16 protein-coding genes are annotated in these 18,382 nt (G+C 52.6%); 10 read left to right on the forward strand and 6 right to left on the reverse strand.

Annotation, left to right across the window (positions count from 1 at the left end; translation table 11 throughout):
- Nucleotides 1–297: 297 nt before the first annotated feature.
- Nucleotides 298–1,494 (reverse strand): GDSL-type esterase/lipase family protein, encoded by a 1,197-nt coding sequence (locus tag JJD41_RS13915; RefSeq protein WP_234488629.1) that lies wholly within the window; start codon nt 1,492–1,494, stop codon nt 298–300.
- A 432-nt stretch (nt 1,495–1,926) separates the two neighbouring features.
- On the opposite strand from JJD41_RS13915, the gene JJD41_RS13920 reads away from it, so the two are divergent.
- The 5 genes from JJD41_RS13920 to JJD41_RS13940 all read left to right on the forward strand — a co-directional run bounded on the left by JJD41_RS13920 (nt 1,927) and on the right by JJD41_RS13940 (nt 8,730).
- Complete coding sequence (locus tag JJD41_RS13920) at nt 1,927–3,615, forward strand: purple acid phosphatase family protein (protein ID WP_234488630.1); 1,689 nt, start codon at nt 1,927–1,929, stop codon at nt 3,613–3,615.
- 204 nt (nt 3,616–3,819) lie between these two features.
- Nucleotides 3,820–4,662: a YaaW family protein gene (locus JJD41_RS13925; protein WP_200666876.1), complete on the forward strand. Its 843-nt coding sequence runs from the start codon at nt 3,820–3,822 to the stop codon at nt 4,660–4,662.
- Between the two features lie 40 nt (nt 4,663–4,702).
- Nucleotides 4,703–6,136 (forward strand): O-antigen ligase family protein, encoded by a 1,434-nt coding sequence (locus JJD41_RS13930; RefSeq protein ID WP_200666878.1) that lies wholly within the window; start codon nt 4,703–4,705, stop codon nt 6,134–6,136.
- A 20-nt stretch (nt 6,137–6,156) separates the two neighbouring features.
- Nucleotides 6,157–7,029, forward strand: coding sequence for an RNA methyltransferase (locus JJD41_RS13935; RefSeq protein ID WP_200666880.1), 873 nt, complete (start codon nt 6,157–6,159; stop codon nt 7,027–7,029).
- Between the two features lie 195 nt (nt 7,030–7,224).
- Nucleotides 7,225–8,730: a serine hydrolase gene (locus JJD41_RS13940; protein ID WP_200666882.1), complete on the forward strand. Its 1,506-nt coding sequence runs from the start codon at nt 7,225–7,227 to the stop codon at nt 8,728–8,730.
- 35 nt (nt 8,731–8,765) lie between these two features.
- Here the strand turns inward: JJD41_RS13940 and obgE are convergent, their stop codons facing one another.
- From obgE to JJD41_RS13955, 3 genes are all read right to left on the reverse strand, one after another.
- Nucleotides 8,766–9,806 carry a GTPase ObgE gene (gene obgE / locus JJD41_RS13945; RefSeq protein WP_200666884.1) on the reverse strand — a complete coding sequence of 347 codons (1,041 nt, stop codon included), beginning with the start codon at nt 9,804–9,806 and terminating at the stop codon, nt 8,766–8,768.
- Between the two features lie 91 nt (nt 9,807–9,897).
- Entirely contained in the window at nt 9,898–10,614 is a 717-nt protein-coding gene (locus tag JJD41_RS13950; RefSeq protein WP_200666886.1) for a Mo-dependent nitrogenase C-terminal domain-containing protein, read from the reverse strand.
- Between the two features lie 152 nt (nt 10,615–10,766).
- Nucleotides 10,767–11,066, reverse strand: coding sequence for a 30S ribosomal protein PSRP-3 (locus JJD41_RS13955; RefSeq protein ID WP_168567796.1), 300 nt, complete (start codon nt 11,064–11,066; stop codon nt 10,767–10,769).
- Nucleotides 11,067–11,258: 192 nt separating this feature from the next.
- Here JJD41_RS13955 and JJD41_RS13960 point away from each other — a divergent pair, with 192 nt between their 5' ends.
- Nucleotides 11,259–12,053: a TIGR01548 family HAD-type hydrolase gene (locus JJD41_RS13960; RefSeq protein ID WP_200666888.1), complete on the forward strand. Its 795-nt coding sequence runs from the start codon at nt 11,259–11,261 to the stop codon at nt 12,051–12,053.
- 223 nt (nt 12,054–12,276) lie between these two features.
- On the opposite strand, the gene JJD41_RS13965 is transcribed toward JJD41_RS13960, so the two are convergent.
- Together JJD41_RS13965 and ruvB are read right to left on the reverse strand one after the other, a co-directional pair.
- Nucleotides 12,277–13,095, reverse strand: coding sequence for a tetratricopeptide repeat protein (locus tag JJD41_RS13965; RefSeq protein WP_200666890.1), 819 nt, complete (start codon nt 13,093–13,095; stop codon nt 12,277–12,279).
- Between the two features lie 111 nt (nt 13,096–13,206).
- Entirely contained in the window at nt 13,207–14,319 is a 1,113-nt protein-coding gene (gene ruvB, locus JJD41_RS13970) for a Holliday junction branch migration DNA helicase RuvB (RefSeq protein ID WP_200666892.1), read from the reverse strand.
- A gap of 131 nt (nt 14,320–14,450) precedes the next feature.
- Between ruvB and JJD41_RS13975 the strand changes: the two genes are divergently transcribed.
- The 4 genes from JJD41_RS13975 to JJD41_RS13990 all read left to right on the forward strand — a co-directional run bounded on the left by JJD41_RS13975 (nt 14,451) and on the right by JJD41_RS13990 (nt 18,256).
- Nucleotides 14,451–14,990, forward strand: a complete 540-nt coding sequence (locus JJD41_RS13975) for a hypothetical protein (protein ID WP_200666894.1) — start codon at nt 14,451–14,453, stop codon at nt 14,988–14,990.
- Between the two features lie 206 nt (nt 14,991–15,196).
- Complete coding sequence (locus JJD41_RS13980; RefSeq protein ID WP_168571707.1) at nt 15,197–16,042, forward strand: ABC transporter permease; 846 nt, start codon at nt 15,197–15,199, stop codon at nt 16,040–16,042.
- Nucleotides 16,043–16,259: 217 nt separating this feature from the next.
- On the forward strand, nt 16,260–17,702 hold the full coding sequence (locus tag JJD41_RS13985; RefSeq protein ID WP_200666898.1) for an ABC transporter ATP-binding protein: 1,443 nt from the start codon (nt 16,260–16,262) through the stop codon (nt 17,700–17,702).
- A gap of 56 nt (nt 17,703–17,758) precedes the next feature.
- Nucleotides 17,759–18,256 (forward strand): molybdenum cofactor biosynthesis protein MoaE, encoded by a 498-nt coding sequence (locus JJD41_RS13990; protein WP_200666900.1) that lies wholly within the window; start codon nt 17,759–17,761, stop codon nt 18,254–18,256.
- Nucleotides 18,257–18,382: the final 126 nt, after the last annotated feature.

Genomic DNA, 18,382 nt, shown 5'->3' on the forward strand with positions numbered 1-18,382 from the left:
TAAAGTCCTACTCGACCAGGGGATTGCTGGTTCGTAGGAGAGAGTTTTAGAGGTATTTTTAGATACCGTCTATCTTGCTATTTTGGTGCCGGAAGCCGAGTCTCTCGATCTGTGGAATCGTCGAACTCAACCCTAGCGACCAAATTTTTGTGTATTTTACCAAAGACTTTGGGGGCTTGAGTGCCGAGAGTCTTTTTCAAGTGGTATTTTTTCGTTGCTTTTTCCCGGTGAATGTAAAGCCAGGGTAACGAGTCTGCCCGAGGATTTCAAGAGGCCACGATCGCCTCTGGTCGTCCTTCAGCGATCGCGATGGAGGGCAATCCACGACTCGGCTCGATGTAAAGCTTGCTGCCAGACCTGATAGCCATTTTGATTGAGATGGAGTCCGTCGGTGGTTAACTCCGATCGCAAATTGCCGAAACGGTCGGCAAATAAAGCGTTGAGGTTCATGTAACGCACCCCTTCTTCCCGGGCGATCGCCGCCAATTTTTGATTAATTTTGCCAATGCGATCGTTAGGAATTTCCGTTAAGCGCGTCGGTAAAATTGACTGAATCACGATCTCTGCTTGGGGATGAGTCGCTTTCAAACGGCGCACGATCGCGCGCTGATTCCACAAAATCTCGTTATCGGACAATCCTCGGCGCAAATCGTTGATCCCGGCGAGCAAGTAAATCGTGTCCGGTCGCGTGTCCGCAAAAGCCCACAATCGCTCTAAAATCCCTCCGGACGTATCCCCGGAAATCCCTTGATTCAACCACAACTTACCCGAGGGCAATCCTTCTTGAGGGAACCACAGACTGATAGAATCTCCCAATAAAATCGATAAGTGATTCGATCCCTGTCCGGAGGCGATCGCCTGCGCCTCACAGGCGAGTAACTCTTTCCAATCTTCATAAGTCGGCTGTCGCGAGGCTTGCATCCACGCCGAATGAAAACTATCTCCCGGTAAGCGAGTATAGGTCTGTCCCGCTTGCAGTGCGGCCCAACGCTGTAAGTACAATTGCGGACCGGACACCGGACGGGGAGCGGCCAAACGAGCGTAGGCGATCGCCTCGACCGGAACCCCTCCCTGCGAAACCTGTTGCGGTGATACGGGGTTGGCCGACGGTTTCCACAAGGCATACTCGAAACGATTCGTTTCTGAATTATGTGTTTCTAAATTCGTTTCTAAACGATTGACCTCTACAGGATTGGCCTTGAAATCCCCCGTTTCTAAACCATTAGCCTCGAAATAATTCGCCTCGAAATGATTTGTCTCGAAATGATTCGTCTCTAAATTGGTAGAGGCACCCAACCGATAAGTTTGACTAAATTCAGGCGGCTGAATTTCGACCGTCGGCGTGATTTCGGCGATCGCCAAATCTTCCTCCGCTTGGGGAGATACGAACCGAAATCCCGGCGGATTGGCCGCCACAGGCATCCAATCCGGTGTCGCATCCGAGCGTTGCAGTTGGCTTAACAAACCGATCGCCAGTACAAACGGATCGCTCATCGCAGGTGACTCCTTCACACTTTCCTTACCTTTCCCTGACTGGATTTGCCAAGTCAGGAAACTCCCCGATTCGTCTTGGCCTCCTCCAGGCGATCGCCCGTTTTCAATCGTCCCTAAATGTTTTTCTCAATTGCCCTAAATATTTTTCTATCAAAGCGAAAAAAACATTCTCTGTAAACTATGAAAGTTCATTCGCTCTCCTCCGTGAAGACGCCCGTCAACCCTCCTTGACCTTCTCGATCCCGTCTTTAGCGCCATTTTAAATCTTCTCTGCTCTCGCTTGAGCCTGAATTTGCAATTTTAAACCTCATGCTGATTCCCACTCCCGAAAGCTTTCAAATTCCCTCCCATTCTCTCCGTCGGCTGAGGGTCTTCGTGCTTTTATTCTGGCTCAGTTTATTTTTGATCGCCGTTCTAGCTCTTGCAATTCCTATGGCTTTTCCCCCCCAACTCTTGAGCGACCCCTTCCTACAACTTCCTGAAGACAACGCCATTCGCGTCGTCTGGTTTACCGAATTTCCCGGTTCCACTCACAGCGTCAGCTACGGCGAAAATCTCACCCACACGGTCGGCGCCACCACCACCAAACTCAGCCGCACCCGCGAGGATGCTCGTTCTCGCGTCGGGAATCAAACGCAAGACAGTCAAATCTACTCGCAACCGACTCCCCGCCAGATCTGGCGACACGAAGCCAAACTGCTCGATCTCCAACCCGGAAAACGGATTCCCTATCGCGTCACCAGTACCCGCGAAGACGGTCGATCCGTCAGTAGCGACATTTTCAGCCTCACCGCCGCACCCACACCGGGAACGCCGACCAAAATTTTGCTCACTTCCGACCACCAACTGATGCCGATGACCGCAGCGAATTTGCAAAAAGTCGTAGAAACAGTCGGTCGGGTCGATGCGGTCTTTCTCGCGGGGGATTTAGTCAATATTCCCGATCGCGCCTCGGAATGGTTTGACGACAATCGCGGCGGTGCTTTCTTCCCGAATTTACAAGGTCGCGGTCATTATCAGCTTGAAAAGAATAATACAAAAACCCTCTACAAAGGTGGAAAAATAATTCAATATGCCCCATTATTTACCGCCGCCGGAAATCACGAAGTGATGGGTCGATTTTCGGAAACTAAAAGCTTAAACGAACAATTTGACAATTCCTTTCCTCGGGAGATTGCCGCAGAATTTTATCGAGAACAAGCCGAACAGCTCAATCCGAAAGGCGATCTCGCCTTCCGCGATCGCTGGATTTTTGACAATAGTTTCAACACGGAAACATACCGAGAAATTTTCAGTTTTCCAGAAACGGGCAACGGAGAAAATTATTATGCAGTGACCTTTGGAGACATTCGTCTCGTCGTTCTCTACATTACCAATATGTGGCGATCGCCGAGACTTTCCGCCAATACCAAAGGACGCTATCGGGAACGAGAACAAGATTTAGACAAACCGGAAAACTGGGGACACGGCCAACATCTTTTTGAACCGATCCACAAAGGAAGTCCACAATATCGATGGCTTCAAACCGAACTCGACAGTGATGCTTTCAAACAGGCGAAATACAAAATCGTCATGTTTCACCATCCCCCCCATTCTCTCGGCGGTAATGTCGTTCCTCCCTATACCGACCCCGTTCGGCGATTCGATACCGACGCGATCGGACGAATTACCGTGCGCTACGAGTATCCGAGAGAAAAGGATTATCTTATTCGCGATCTGATGCCTTTGTTAGAAACCGCCGGAGTTCAGTTAGTCTTTTTCGGACATTCTCATTTATGGAACCGCTTTAAAAGTCCCGGAGGAATCCATTTTTTAGAATCTTCTAATGTAGGCAATAGTTACGGCGCCTATTGGGGAGAACAACGGCGGGAAGTTCCGGATAATTATCGGGAAGATTATGCAGCAACAGGAGATCCCAATGGTTTAGAACCGATCGCCCCGACGATCGCCCCTTTGTTAGACGAACGGGGTCAAGCTCAGCCCTATATCGCCAGCAACGATCTGACGGTTTTCTCTATTTTAGAAACCGATAAAGGAGTCGTGAGGAGTTATTATTTCGACACGAGAGAACCGGAATCCGAGGTCGTGAAATTTGACGAGTTTAAGTTGGGGAGATTTTGAAGTTTAGATTTGAGATTTTAGATGGGGGAAGGGAGGCAATCGGGACTGAGTCAGGAAGTTAACCCCTGCCGACTCCGTATTCCCGACTTTTGGCTCTTGGCTTCCCCCTTGTCACTCCTGAGTTCCTCAAACCAAGTAGTAGAATGAGATCGGAATTCTGCGGCTGGAGCAGAGGGTCTAGACAAGATTGGGGAGGAGGAGACGGTGGACGAACTGAGAGCGGCGCTAGAGTTGGCGACCGAGGAAGAATTACAGCAAATCACCGATGTTTTGTTTCGCCGGGGTTTGAACCCGGTCGATTACGTGAATACGCCAGAACCGATCGACGTGCAAAGTCGCGATCGCCAATTCTGGTTGGACGCGATCGAGCAGCGTTTTCGCTACTTAGCCGCCGATGGCTTGACGGTAATGAGGGGGAAGACCCATCAAGTCACCTATCGAGATTCCCTCATTCGGGTCTGTCGCTATTTAAAAATTACTTATAGCGATCGCCTCTCGACTACCGATCTGGAAGCGGAAGTTTTTCTAAACTTACTCGGACGCACTTGGAAGCAGTTACCGGAATCGGAAAAAAATAGGTTGACCTTGCGGGTACAGCGATCGCTGGCGACCTCCAAATTTCCCAAACCCCTACCCTTATCCGTGCAGAACGATCCGATCCGTTTGATATTTAAAGGGGGGAGCGCCTTAGCGGTGACCTCGGTGTTGCGACCCTTGGTTCTCAAAGAAATTGCCCGTCAATTTGCCATTCACTTCGCGCGTTACGAAATGGCGAAGCAAACCTTAGTCCGAGGGGGGACGGCGGCGGCGGTGCAGTTCCAAAACTACGTGACCCTGCAAACGGCAAAACAGGGAATGACCCTGACGGCGGCCCGTTATGGCGCGGTTCGGACGATTTTTGCGGCGATCGGTCCGGCGTTGTGGCTGTGGTTTATGGCGGATCTCGGCTGGCGAACGATCGCCACGAACTACGGGCGGATCCTGCCGACGATTTTCACCTTAGCTCAAATTCGACTGACCCGGGGCGAATGTTGGGAACTGGCGTGAACGGTTGCACGAGGGCGATCGCTCGGATGAGGTGCGAACGATGAGATCGTGGGTGCCGTCGGCGTTCGATTCTTCCCGGTGTCGTCACCCGGAAGCGCGCTTGCAAGGAGCGTGGAAAGCGGCTCAATTCGGTTTGTTAGTGTTGCCGATGAGTCCCCTGGTCGGGGCGATCGCCCTCGTGGGGGCGATGGTCGAAACTTGGAAACATTGTGCGAGCGAAATTCATCGGCGATCGCTCAATCGGGGCTTGGCCGTCCTCGGTCTGTGGCTGGTCGGGGGGACTCTGTTCGCCGAATACCGACAGGCCGCTTTTCTGGGCTTATTTAACTTTCTGCCCTTTTTCGCCTTTTTTGCCGCTTTTTCCGCGCTCGTGCGCACTCCGGCCCAACTGCGGCGGATCGCTTGGATCGCGATCGTCACCTCCGTTCCCGTGGTGATTATCGGTTGGGGACAACTGTTCTGGGGCTGGTCCGGTCCGGTGACCTTCTGGCCGATTTTAGACTGGCGATTGGAAGCGACGGGGACGCCCCCCGGTCGGATGGCGTCGGTGTTCGCCTATGCCAACGTGTTAGCGAGTTATTTTCTGATTACGTTAATTCTGGGACTCGGCTTGTGGTTCGAGCAGTGGCGCGCCGTGCAGGTTCTCCGACGGCGTTCGCCCCGGGCGGAAAAAGTCCGCGACCCGCGCGATCCGCGCATCGTCCGCACCATCGATCTCAATGCGAGTGAAGAAGGCGGGATCGTCTGGCAGCGCTGGATTTTTCTCACCCTGGCGGTGTTGGGGAATGCGGTGGCGCTGGTGCTGACCAACTCGCGCAATGCGTGGGCGATCGCGGTGCTGGCAGGTTTGGCGTTTGCCCTGTATCATGGCTGGCGCGCTTTGGTGGCGATCGTCGTCGCGGCGAGTAGTGCGGTTCTCGGTTCCGCGTTTGCTCCGGATCCCGTCGGTCGGGGCTTGCGGGCGATCGTCCCGGCCTATTTCTGGCTGCGGTTGAGCGATCGCCTCTATCCCGATCGCCCGGTGGAAACCTTACGGATCACCCAATGGCAATTTGCATGGAACATGGCAGGCGATCGCCCCCTGTTCGGGTGGGGTTTGCGGAACTTTACCGAACTGTATCGCGACCAAATGGGGATTTGGATGGGTCACCCGCACAACCTCTTTTTAATGCTCGCCGCCGAAACAGGCTTTCCCGCCACGATCGCCCTGTCCACCTTAGTCGGCTGGGGTTACGCCCGAGGCTGGCTGCTACTGCGCGATTGGCCCCCGGAACCGCCGCGATCTCATCCGGAGCGATCGGCGGGTGACGAACTGAGCGACGATCGCGGGATTTATTTCAGTTATTTAGTCGGTTTTGCCGCCTGCATCCTCTTCCACCTCCTCGATGTCATCCTTTTTGACGCGAGAGTGAATATTTTGGCATGGTTGTTGCTGGCGTCGATCTGTGGTGTGGCCTATTATCGCAGAGCCTAGAATCTCCCAAAAGCATACCCATGGGATTAGAAAATATTCGGATCGTTTTAGTTCAACCTGCCGGACCGTTAAACGTGGGGTCGATCGCCCGGATTATGAAAAATATGGGGTTATCCCAATTAATATTGGTCGATCCCCAGTGCGATCGCCTCGATCCGGAGGCGGTTAAAATGTCGGTTCATGCGGTGGATATTTTAGAAAACGCCCGCCAGGTGCCGAGTTTGCGCGACGCCTTAGCCGGGTGCCACAAGGCGATCGCGACGACGGGGCGATCGCGGTCCTTACCGACGAAGTTAGAACATCCGCGATTGGCTTTACCCTGGTTACTCGATACGCCCTCCGCGCTCATTTTCGGACCGGAAGATCGCGGCTTGAATAATGCCGAGCTCAAATATGCCCAGCGCTTCGTTCAAATTCCGTCGAGTGACGCTTATTCCTCACTGAACTTGGCTCAAGCAGTGGGAGTTTGCGCTTACGAACTGTATCAAAGCGAATGCGGGATCGAACGATCGCCAGCGCCAACCACTCAAATTGAAGCCCCCCCCGATTCCGTCCCGGTGCCAATCGACCAGTTAGAAGAGTATTATCGGCATTTAGAAGCCCTATTACTCGATATCGGCTATCTTTACCCGCATACTGCCGAACGACGAATGGAAAAATTCCGGCGTTTGTACAACCGCGCTCGATTAGATCGTAATGAAGTGGCGATGTTGCGGGGGATTTTGCGACAGGTCGAATGGGCGATCGCCCAGAATCGGCGGGTTGGTGGTACGCTAAAAACGTCGCAAGACTCTCCCGAAGGGTCTTCGAGTCTGGACGAACCGTCATCGCACCGGAATCGCGATCGCGTGGCGTCTCCCCAGGAGAATCGCGACGCCCGAGACGCCGAGTGAAATGCTCCCTACAGATTCGCCCGGACGCCCTGGGAACGCATCCGTCACGAGGTGAGGACTTAAGGGAATTTCCAGCCTAGCTACGAGCGACCCGTTCGATCGCTTGACACCCCGCCGGGTGAAGCGTCGAGGGTCTAAAAACCGTCAATCAAAAAGGAGTGAGGTGTGGCTCAACGGTTTCCAACTCGGTCATTTTTGTCAGTTGTTCCTTCTCAATCCACGATCGACGAGGACAAAAGCCGTTCTCGGCGTTCGCGTCGTCGGCGTGCGGCGAACCCCCCTGGGGATCTGGGGGGGGACCGACGCAGCAGCGATCGCCCTCGCCAACGTCGCCAACTCGCTCAAGAACAACAACGCTTAAGACAGCGCACCCAAGAATATCGCGCCCAATTGCAAGAACTGTCTAACCCGGCGATCGCGGCGGCGGGAGGCTACGACGGTTCGAGTTCTCGGGGAGGAGACGGGAGCTGGCGCCAGCACGTTTCCCATTTATCGGGAACGGTTCGCCCATTCGATCGCCCCCGAGGACAGCGCAGTTCGTCGTCAACCGTCGGTCAGAGTCGCCGCAATCCGTCGGAGGAGAAAGGGGGCGATCGCCGCACGCGCCGATCTCGTGCGCGCCCCTCGAAAAACGATACCGCCAAACCCTCCCCGGTACGGGAGCGGCGATCGCGGAGCAAAACTCCGAAAAAAGCGCGATCGCGCGGGACTTCCCCCTTCGTTTACGGCACCCGCCTGCTCATTTTAGGCGTCGGTTTGGGGGTCTTGGCGGGAACTTTGCTCTCGGTGTGGGATCCGGCGAGTCGTTATTCCGCCGAGGCGCAAGGATCGAATTCCCAAGCCAGCGAATCGACTGAAGTGGTCGATCGCGCCGCAATTTCGCGCTTGAGCGCCCCGCCGATTTTGCAGTTGACCGGGGAGTTAAGCGCCTTAAAAACTGAATTGCAAGGATTGGCTGCCCCTCACGCCGATCTGACCCCCGGAATTTTTGTCGTCGATTTGGACACGGGGGGTTATGTCGATCTCAACGGGTCGTCGAGTTTTTCCGCCGCCAGCACGATCAAACTGCCGATTCTGATTGCCTTTTTTCAAGCTGTAGACGAAGGTAAAGTCCGCCTCGACCAAATGCTGACGATGCAAGCCGAACAAGTGGCGGGGGGGTCTGGAGACATGCGCTATTCCGCGCCGGGAACGGAATATAGCGCCCTGGAAACGGCGACTAAAATGATTACGATCAGCGATAACACGGCGACCAATATGCTGATCGACTTGCTCGGCGGCGCGGAGATTTTAAACGAGCAGTTTCGCGGTTGGGGTCTGAGTTCGACCCAAATTAGCAATCCCCTGCCGGATTTAGAAGGAACGAATACGACCAGTCCTCGGGATTTGGTGCAGTTGATGAGCATGGTGGAACAAGGGGGATTGGTGTCGCTGCGATCGCGCGATCGCCTCCTCGACATCCTCACCGCCACCGTCAACGATTCTTTACTGCCCCAAGGCTTGGGTAAAGATGCGGCGATCGCCCATAAAACCGGAGATATCGGCACCTCGATCGCCGATGCGGGATTAGTAGACCGTCCCGACGGCAAACGCTATCTGATTGCGACCCTCGTCAAGCGCCCCCACAACGACCCCCAAGGGGAAGAGTTGATCCGTCAAATGTCAAAAACGGTCTACGATTCCTTCGGTCGCGACCGTTAATCCCGGACTCATTTCGCTCGTTTTGAGGGAGTATGTCAAGGGTTGAAAACGGGCATTTCTACCGCAACGTCGCGCGCGCTCAGATCGTCGAGGGTGCGCCAGATCTCTTGTAAAAGTGGGTCGAGTCCGGCGCGCGTCACTGCCGAAATGCGGAAGATCGGGCCGGGGATTCGCGCTTCTAACTCGGCGGCGATCGCGTCGAGGGCGTCCCCATCGAGGTCGGTGGCGTCGAGCTTGTTGAGGGCGACAATTTGCGGGCGATCGCTCAAACCACGCCCGTAGGCGACCAATTCTTGCTGAATTGTCTCGTAATCGGCGATCGGATCTGCCGCCGTCACGTCCACCAAGTGCAACAGCACTTTCGTGCGTTCGATATGGCGCAAAAACTCATAACCGAGTCCGGCCCCCTCATGGGCCCCTTCGATCAAACCGGGGATATCCGCAAATACCGTTCCGTCTCCCGTCGGTTTGCGAACCACCCCTAAATTCGGCACCAAGGTGGTAAAAGGATAGTCGGCAATTTTAGGACGGGCTGCAGACAAGGCAGAAATTAGGGTAGACTTGCCTGCATTCGGCAAGCCGACGATCCCGACTTCGGCGAGTAATTTTAACTCCAGTCGTAACAGGCGCTGTTCGCCGTCGAGTCCGGGTAAGGCATAATCGGGAGCGCGGTTTTTGTTACTTAAAAAATGCTTGTTTCCCAAGCCGCCTTTTCCGCCTTCGGCGACGACTAAGGTTTGACCGATTTCGACCAGATCGCCGATCGTTTCTCCGGTGGTGGCGTCGTAGACTACCGTACCGACGGGAACTTCGACGAGGCGATCGCGCCCGTTGGCGCCCGTGCAGTTATTCGGACCGCCCCGTTTGCCATTTTCAGCTTTAATCTGGCGGTTATAACGAAAATCGAGCAGGGTTTGCAGGTTTTCGGCAGCGACGAAGATCACCGAACCCCCTCGCCCGCCGTTCCCGCCCGCCGGACCGCCCGCCGGGACGTATTTTTCGCGACGAAAGGCAACGATCCCGTCCCCTCCTTTTCCGGCTTCGACTTCAATTTCAGCGCAATCGATAAATTGCATGATCTTTTTAAAAACAATAAATCTGGAGGTCAGTACAGCCCCCACGGGTACAAGGGGCGATCGACCGTTTTCGAGGGAGAATTAGGGAAAATCAACAATATTTCGAGACATCCTCCTGGCATTCATCCGCTAAATAAGATAAAGAGCGGAAGCGCAACCCGACTAACTGTTCGTAAAGGGGGTTGAGTTTGCACATCGGCGGAATATGAACCACCTTATGCCCGAAGAGGGTAATATCGCGCTCGAAGGGACATTGTGGGGGAATCATTTTGCACAAGAAGCGCGCCAATCTCGGATCGTGGATGTCCAGATCGTCGAGCCAGTGGCGCACGGGAGCTAAAACGTCCACCCCAGGGGGTTTGGAGGGGTCGTATCCTTCCGGCGGTTTGGGAACTTGCGCCGAACTGTCGCTTTCAGATTGCGCGCCAGCTTCGGAACCATCCCAGAGGGTATGGCGCAAGGCGTCGAGAATATGCTCGTTTTGGCCGAGAGCCTCGCAAAATTCGTGGATTTTATCGGCTTCTGAAGGAGAATAGACCCCATCGGCTAGGGCAACCATGACGGCTGTCCGCAAAAAGTTCTCGCCGACGGTCCCATCCTTGCCTAAAACTTTGGCCAGTTCGGCGGCGCTGACTTGTTCGATCTCTCCCAAATCTACACAAGGGGCTAGTTCTTCTTGAGTGAGGGAGGAAATGAGTTCCTGTTCTTCCGGGTCGAAATGACCGTCAGCCCAGGCGATGGTGAGCAAGCCACGCAACCAAACGGCGATTTGCTCGCTCGATAAAGAAGGTTGAACCGTTCCAGTCATCAGAGTTATTCCTGTTGAGTCGATCTACTCAACTTCTATCGTGACTCCTGTTTCGGGCGATCGCAACCTCCATCGCCTCCTCGAGAGAAAAACGAGCGGCGGATACTCCGCTTGGGGAATATCCGCCACTTTCAATTCGGAAATAGCCGGATTCAGCTACTCCCGGTGAAGGCGACTTCTGGGAATTTATCTTGAGCTTCCGACATCGGTCGATTTTTGCCTTCTTCTTGCCAGTAGTTGATAACTTCGGTCGCTTTGTTGAGCAAGGCAACCAGATCGTGCTCGGAAATCCAGTGCTTAGATTCCAACTCATTCTTCAGTTGCTCCCAGGCATTGTTCCGAGGCCAGAAGAAGTATGAAGTCAAAGGGCTAGTCCCTTTGCCGACCACTTGATCCACCGCGAGTGCTACGTTGTCCTCTAACCAGAGAACTTTGAGGATAAACTGCGCCAATCCAACCTCCCAAATGGGTTGCTACGTTTCTAAGGATCTGTACGATCTCCTATCCTACCCTACTCTCCGAACGGATGGGTCAATTTTTCCGAAAAAAAGTTAGAAAATCGATCGCACCCCTAAAATAGGGAGAGTCGATCGGTTGTCTGAATTCACAAGTTTTCTGAGGGTTGAGGAGGGAAAGGGAGCATTATGGGAGCTAAGATCTCGGCGATCGTGATTTTCGATATTGATGGGGTGATCCGCGATGTCAGTGGTTCTTACCGACGGGCGATCGCCGATACGGTCGAAGCGTTTACCGAGGGCGCCTATCGCCCTTCTCAAGACGATATCGATCGCCTCAAGTCCGAGGGATGCTGGAATAACGATTGGCACGCCTCCCAAGAGTTAGTCTACCGCTATTTCGAGCAATGCGGACAAGCACGAGGCGATCGCACCCTCGATTACGATGCCCTCGTCGCTTTCTTCCAATCTCGCTATCGCGGCACCGATCTTGATACCATGAATGGCTATATTTGTCAAGAACCTTTACTCGTCAGCAACGGTTATTTCGATCGCCTCACCGACGCCGGGATGAGCTGGGGCTTTTTTAGTGGAGCCATGCGCGCCGAAGCCGCTTACATTTTAGAAGGCGCCCTTAAATTAAAACAGCCCGTCGTAGTGGCGATGGAAGACGCCCCCAGCAAACCGGATCCGACGGGTCTATTCGACGCGATCGCCCAGGTTGAAGAACATCACAATTGTCATAACAATGCTCCAGTCATTTACGTCGGCGATACCGTCGCCGACCTCTACACCGTCGCGAAAGCGCAACAGGAACGACCGGAACGAACCTGGGTAGGCGTCGGCGTGTTACCGCCCCACGTCCACCACAGCCCGGAACGACAAGCCGACTATGGCGAGAACTTGAAAAATGCTGGGGCGGCGATCGTTTTAGACAATGTGGAACAACTGACTCCAGAGGTGATAGGAGAGATTGTAGATTGAGGCTGGGGTAAGCAGGCAAGATGAGTGTACCGTAGGAAGATTTCTACTAAGCTGTTTATCTTTTAGAATGCATAGTGTCCTGTAGGGGTTTGGTGACCAAACCCCTACAAGATTTTTTGATATTTTTTTATAAACAGTCTCATAGGAACTTCACGGGTTTGACTCATGCAGTTTAAATGTCTAACAGCTTATGACCTATTCCCTACTGACTTTTACTTTTCCCCTACTGCAACTTAATAAACTTCTGCAACGCCGCCACCATTGACGGGGGCCAACGGCGGATATTAGCGACCCATTCCAAATCCTTGTAGCGCGAATCCAAACCCGTGACCGCGACCCAATGACTTTCCGCCTCCCCGCGTTTTCCCGTTTCCCAGAGAGCTGCAGCGAGGGCCGCGCGCATGTCGGCGAACTTGGGATATTTGCGAACTAGGGCGCGCATCGAACGGATAGCAGTTTCTTGCTGCCCAGTTTGGTAGAGGGCGAGAGTGTAATTAGCTTGGGCGAATGCATATTGGGGGGCGAGTTCCGTAGCTTTGTAGAAATCGGCGATCGCCTCCTCCCATTGTCCTAAACCCGCTTTGGAGTTACCGCGATTGTTATAAGCCGCCGGATCGTTCGGTTCGAGTTCCAGAACCCGGTTATAATCGGCGATCGCCTCCTCATAACGTTGCAAGCCCTCCAAAGCCGTCCCGCGATTGAGATAGGGATCCGGCGCTTCCGGCATCAATTCGATCGCCCGGTTAAAATCGGCGATCGCCCCTTCCAACTCATTCTGACTCACCCGTGAATTCCCCCGATTGCTCCACAACGCGGGATTCTCCGGCATGATTTCGAGCATTTGAGTCCAATAATCCTCCGCCGCCTCAAAATTGCCCCGATTTGTCGCTGAAAAAGCCTTATTTTCTATCTCTTGCAACTGGGTCAACTGTTCTGCATCGAGTAGATCCCCAGTCCCTGCCGCCACTGGCAAAGCACCACCGAAAGACAACAGGATAATGGTTAATCCCAAGATCGATAACGAGACAATAGCGCGAATCATAAAAATCTGTTGAATAGCTGAATTTTTATAGTAGAGGCAAAAGGCAAAAAGTAAGAATCACAAGAGGAAAGGAGAATAGAAATCCTCCTGTGGTGTAGTAAAATCCAAAATCTAAAATCTCAAACTCAACTGCTCGTCCGGCGGCGTATATCCTAAATGTTCCCAAGCCGCAGCCGTAGCGACGCGACCCCGTGGGGTGCGATTCCAATAGCCAATTTGTAATAAATAGGGTTCGTAAACCTCCTCAATGGTTTGGGCGTCCTCACCCGTCGCCGCCGCCAAGGTTTCCAAACCGACCGGACCGCCTCTAAAATGCTCGATCGCCACCGTCAGCAAACGGCGATCGGTCCAATCCAAACCACACGGATCCACATTAAAGAGTTCTAAGGCTTCTTCGGCCACTTCGGCGGTAATTTCGCCAAATTGCTTGACCTCGGCATAATCGCGCACTCGCTTGAGCAAACGGTTTGCAATCCGAGGCGTTCCGCGAGAACGACGGGCAATTTCTTCACTGCCTTCTGGCGTCACCGTAGTTTGCAAAATTTGTGCCGTTCGCGTCACAATTTCCGCCAATTCGTCGGGTTCGTAGAATCGCAAGCGTTGAATCAAGCCGAAGCGATCGCGCAACGGCGAAGTCAGCGCCCCCACCCGAGTCGTCGCCCCCACCAACGTAAACGGCTGCAAGGGAATGCTACGAGTCCGGGCACTAGTCCCTTTGCCAATGGTAATATCGAGCCGAAAATCCTCCATGGCCGGATAGAGAATTTCCTCAGTCATTCGCGTCAGGCGGTGAATTTCATCGATAAATAAAATATCGTGAGGTTTGAGATTGACCAGCAAGCCGACAATATCCCGAGGACGTTCTAAAGCAGGTGCGGTGGTAATTTTACAACCGACCCCCATCTCCGAGGCCAAAATTAAGGCCATGGTGGTTTTCCCCAAACCCGGAGGGCCGTAAAGTAAGAGGTGATCGAGGGCTTCTTGTCGCGATTTAGCTGCTTGAATGGCGATATCTAAAACTTCTTTAAGGTCTTTTTGACCGATATAATCGCTCAAGCGTTGGGGGCGGATCGTTTCTTCTTGCTGGTTATTATTTTGCTCGTCTGCTTGTGCTTCGGCTTCCAGCAAGGAGGCTTCAGTTGTTTGGTATAACTGGGGAGATTCACGGGCCTTGATTTGCTTTTTCGGTTCGCTTGGCTGTTGGTTCGATGAAATAATTGCCATTGGGGATTTTAGATTTTAGATTTTAGATTGAGGATCTAGTGAGGGAAGCGGGCAACATGAATGCACCACAGGTTTGGGACTTCCCCGATTCACCAGTCTCTATTTGCTAACTGATTCCAAACCCTAATCTGATGAATTCACCTTTAACTGTGCCGGAAAATGTTAGTTTTGCCGAGGCGATCGCCCTGACCGAGCAATTGATGGAGGCGATCGACACGGGCAAAATCGACCAGTCCGAGATCGAAACCCTCGTGCGAGACTTAGTGGCCAGCCGAGACGGGGCGCGAGGCTTTTTTGTGGCCTATTTAACCGATTCTAGACCCCAGAGCGATCGCCCCTCCCCCGAGATTTGTCGGGCCTTGTCCTCCTCCGAGGAAATTGTCGGCGAACTGTTGGCGAAAAATATCTCCATGTCGGCGGCGATGGTCTTGACCCACCAACGGCAAAATCACCCCGAGATGGCGGCAGATTCCGCCAAAGTGCGCGATCGCAGCGCCCGCTTGATCCGTTGTTTAAACAGTTCGGTTTTACGGGAAAACTGCCGTCAAATGCTCGAAAGCGCCCGGACGGGAGAAGGGATTTACCGATCTTTTCTAGAGAAGTGGGGTTACGACGACGAACAGCGTCAGGCGATGGTGACCGCCTTAGAAGGGGCGATCGCCGCTCCTTAAAATTTTTACGAATATTGAAAAAATGTAAGTAAAAATTTACACTCTAGAGTGCGGTCACCGGAGAAATCTCGTTTAGTTTAGAGAAAAGAACGCGGCGATCGCGTCTTCCAAAACATGGCTCGTTCCCTTTTCAGTTCTCCAGCAAAGGCCGACAACGACGCCAGTTTTTGATTAAGTGGGTGAGGAAGTGAACATTGGTCAGATCCATCAAAGGAGCCTTTCGCAAGGCAGGTAAAGTCCATAATCTGCCTGCATTCGAGCGAGAGTGGGGATTCAAGCTCAACCTCTTGTCGAGTTTAGTTCGCCGAGACCTAGAAGCGCGTTACAAAGGCTCGGTTCTGGGGAACTTGTGGCCCTTACTCAACCAACTCTCGCAACTGCTGATTTACACCTATGTCTTTTCAATCATTCTCAAAGTCAAGCTACCGGAACAAGGATTACCTGAAAACAGCTTGACCTTTGGCTTGTGGCTGTTCGCCGGATTAGTCCCCTGGATTGCCTTTACCAGTGGCACGATCCAAGCCGCGAACAGTGTCGTGGCCCAAGCCAACCTCGTCAAAAAAGTGGTCTTTCCTCTCGCCTTATTGCCTTTAGTGCCAGTCCTATCCGCCTTTGTCGAGAGTTCTTTCGGTTTGATGGCACTGATTGCCCTATTGGCGATTTCCTCCGATACCCTCCATGCGACCTTGTGTTTGCTGCCGTTGGTGTGGGTGACCCAATTGCTGCTGACGGCGGGATTGGGGTACTTAGTCGCCGGATTTACCGTGTTTCTGCGCGACATTCCCCAAACCCTAACCGTCATTCTCAACTTATGGTTTTACTTGACCCCGATTTGCTATCCCGCTAATGTGATTCCCGAACAGTGGCGGGGGTGGGTGTTCTGGTTAAATCCATTAGCGGCGATCGCCGAAATTTACCGAGATGCGATTCTCGTCGGCGAAATCCAGCATTGGGGAGAATGGGGCGTTGCTTTCGCGATCGCCCTAGCCGTGTTTGCCGTCGGTTTTTGGTCTTATAAAAAACTCAGACACGCCTTTGCCGACGTTCTGTGATTTCCTGGGATCTCCTCTCATTTCCTCCTTCGCTCCCTTCTTATTCCTCACCTAGATTTTCCAGATTCGACAATTTTAGATTGACCCCAAATCCAACACAATTTCAACGTTCAATCTCCCCTCCCCAACCTCAATCTAAAATCTAAACTCTAAAATCTAAAATCCCAACATTCACTCCTCACCGCGCAACAACGGCCCTCGTTACGAAAGTATTCCAATGGATGAAATCGCAATTTCTCTGACCGATGTTTCCAAATGTTTCAAACGGTACCGACATCCCGTAGATCGACTCAAAGAAATCCTCTTTCCCGGTAAAGCTAGAGCCGATGAATTCTGGGCATTACAGAATATCAATCTGGAAATACCCAAAGGTAAAACCCTCGGCATTGTCGGACGTAACGGCTCCGGAAAAAGTACCCTTTTACAGATTATTGTCGGCACCCTTTCCCCCACCTCCGGCGACGTACACGTGCGAGGTCGAATTTCCGCCTTACTCGAACTCGGAAGCGGCTTCAATCCCGAATTTACCGGACGTCAAAATGTCTTTTTCAACGGCCAGCTATTGGGCTTAACCCAAGCGGAAATCGAAGAACGATTTGACGATATTGTTGGTTTTGCCGATATCGGCGACTTTCTCGACCAACCCGTAAAAACCTATTCGAGTGGAATGTTCGTGCGTTTGGCGTTTGCCGTCGCCACCAGTGTCGATCCCGATATCTTGGTCGTAGACGAAGCCCTTTCCGTCGGCGACGAAGCCTTCCAGCGCAAGTGTTTTGCTCGCTTGGAAACGATCCAAGAACGGGGGGGGACAATTTTATTTGTTTCCCATGCGGCGGGAACGGTCATCGAGTTATGCGACTCGGCAATTTTGATGTACGACGGGGAATTACTATTAACGCATACCCCGAAAACAGTGATTGACAAATATCACAAATTAATCTACGCTCCGGCGGAAAAAACTGAAGAGATTCGCCGAGAAATTCGAGCATTCGATCGAGGAAAAACGCGCGATCGCCTCACCCCAAAAATTCCCGATTTTGCCACTGAAATTAACGGACATTTGGGGAACGGCAGTCATGGCGAAGTGGCCAACTCGGCGATCTTTCAGCAAGGGGCGCGGGCTTTTTACGACCCGGATATGAAACCCGCAGAAACGATCGCCTACGAATCTCGCGGGGCTAAAATTATCGACCCCAAAATCATCACCTTGCGCGACCAACAAGTCAATAACTTAGTCGGTCGTCACGAATACGTTTACACCTACACCGTCGAGTTCTCCCAAACTGCCTATCGGGTTCGCTTCGGCATGTTAGTGAAAACGATTAGCGGTATGGAAATCGGCGGTGCGTCTTATGCGTTCTCCGATTATGCAGATACGAATATCGTCGAAGCGGGAACGAAATTAGTCGTCAAATTCCGCTTTAAATGTTTGCTCAATCCCGGGGTTTATTTCCTCAATGCCGGAGTTTCCGGAGTTGTTGACGGTAGTTTTACTTATTTAGATCGCTGCATCGACGTGGCGATGTTCCGCGTTTTACCCGAAGAAAATTTGATGGGAACGGGAACGGTGGATTTTGTGGTAAAGCCGAGTTTGACGGTGGAGAAAACGGCGATCGGGGTTGAAAAACAAGCGGAGTTAATTGAAACGGAGAATTATTAAGATTGACAATTAAGATCGAATAGAGAGTTTGAATCGCTGTCAATCTAGTTTTTACCATGCTCGATCCGTCTGTGTTGAGTCCGATTCCTGGCGAAAAGGATCCCCACCAGGTCAACGATCATTTTGCGATTGGCTTGGCGCCGTTATCCCTGGAAGAGATTTATCAGTTAGTCGATGATGGCGGAAATGGGGCGATCGTGGTGATGAGTGGGATGGTACGCAACAAAACCGATGGTAAAGCCGTCGTCGCTTTGGAGTACCAAGCTTACGAACCGATGGCGATCGCCATTTTCCGACAAATTGCCGCCCAAATTCGCCAATCGTGGCCCGAGGTCACTCGGATGGCGATTCACCATCGGATCGGTCGCCTGTCCGTCGGTGAAATTAGTGTGTTAGTCGCCGTGGGGTGTCCCCATCGGTCGGAAGCATTCGCGGCGTGCCAGTATGCGATCGATACCCTCAAGCACAATGCGCCAATTTGGAAAAAGGAACACTGGGCCGACGGGTCGAGTTCTTGGGTCAGTATTGGGGCTTGCGAAGCTGAAAATCCTTGAGGAATTCCCAGAGAGTGATTAACTGACTTTGCGTTAACCTAGCGGTAGCAGGGCTAACCGACAATCAAGACCCGCGAGGGTCTTTTTGTCGCTACCTACTACCCCGGTGGGTAATACCGGGGTTAC

Source organism: Oxynema mangrovii CENA135 (assembly GCF_016632315.1).
GTDB classification, from domain to species: Bacteria; Cyanobacteriota; Cyanobacteriia; order Cyanobacteriales; family Laspinemataceae; genus Oxynema; species Oxynema aestuarii.

What these genes read in the sequence shown, in the direction of transcription:
- JJD41_RS13915 (WP_234488629.1), bottom strand. Translation starts at nt 1,494, where the DNA reads ATGAGCGATCCGTTTGTACTGGCGATCGGTTTGTTAAGCCAACTGCAA.
- JJD41_RS13920 (WP_234488630.1), top strand. Translation starts at nt 1,927, where the DNA reads ATGGCTTTTCCCCCCCAACTCTTGAGCGACCCCTTCCTACAACTTCCT.
- JJD41_RS13930 (WP_200666878.1), top strand. Translation starts at nt 4,703, where the DNA reads ATGAGATCGTGGGTGCCGTCGGCGTTCGATTCTTCCCGGTGTCGTCAC.
- JJD41_RS13935 (WP_200666880.1), top strand. Translation starts at nt 6,157, where the DNA reads ATGGGATTAGAAAATATTCGGATCGTTTTAGTTCAACCTGCCGGACCG.
- obgE (WP_200666884.1), bottom strand. Translation starts at nt 9,806, where the DNA reads ATGCAATTTATCGATTGCGCTGAAATTGAAGTCGAAGCCGGAAAAGGA.
- JJD41_RS13950 (WP_200666886.1), bottom strand. Translation starts at nt 10,614, where the DNA reads ATGACTGGAACGGTTCAACCTTCTTTATCGAGCGAGCAAATCGCCGTT.
- JJD41_RS13960 (WP_200666888.1), top strand. Translation starts at nt 11,259, where the DNA reads ATGGGAGCTAAGATCTCGGCGATCGTGATTTTCGATATTGATGGGGTG.
- JJD41_RS13965 (WP_200666890.1), bottom strand. Translation starts at nt 13,095, where the DNA reads ATGATTCGCGCTATTGTCTCGTTATCGATCTTGGGATTAACCATTATC.
- ruvB (WP_200666892.1), bottom strand. Translation starts at nt 14,319, where the DNA reads ATGGCAATTATTTCATCGAACCAACAGCCAAGCGAACCGAAAAAGCAA.
- JJD41_RS13975 (WP_200666894.1), top strand. Translation starts at nt 14,451, where the DNA reads ATGAATTCACCTTTAACTGTGCCGGAAAATGTTAGTTTTGCCGAGGCG.
- JJD41_RS13985 (WP_200666898.1), top strand. Translation starts at nt 16,260, where the DNA reads ATGGATGAAATCGCAATTTCTCTGACCGATGTTTCCAAATGTTTCAAA.
- JJD41_RS13990 (WP_200666900.1), top strand. Translation starts at nt 17,759, where the DNA reads ATGCTCGATCCGTCTGTGTTGAGTCCGATTCCTGGCGAAAAGGATCCC.